Origin of the sequence: Porphyromonas sp. COT-290 OH3588, from assembly GCF_000769075.1 — a bacterium.
GTDB lineage: Bacteria > Bacteroidota > Bacteroidia > Bacteroidales > Porphyromonadaceae > Porphyromonas.
On record NZ_JRFC01000044.1, the window covers coordinates 1 to 217 of the forward strand.

At 46.5% G+C, this 217-nt stretch carries 1 pseudogene; it reads left to right on the plus strand.

The window, feature by feature from the left end:
- Positions 1 to 32: 32 nt before the first annotated feature.
- Positions 33 to 217: pseudogene (locus tag HQ48_RS09655) on the plus strand (IS5/IS1182 family transposase); the annotation flags it as partial.

A 217-nucleotide genomic window follows, 5' to 3' on the forward strand; every position in this document is an offset into this window, starting at 1 on the left:
ACTATCTTTAATATGTAATTAACTGTATCGACATGGCAACTAAACCAACCGAACCAGCTCCGAGCTTCCTACAAGTATATACTCAGGTTCGTCGCGACTGGATGAAGCACTCCTTTCTACGCCAAATCAATGCTTGCGTTGATTGGCGAGGTATCCGCACCCTGCTGAACAAGAAGTACACCAAGACACAGAATGCCGTAGGTAACCCTGCCTACGA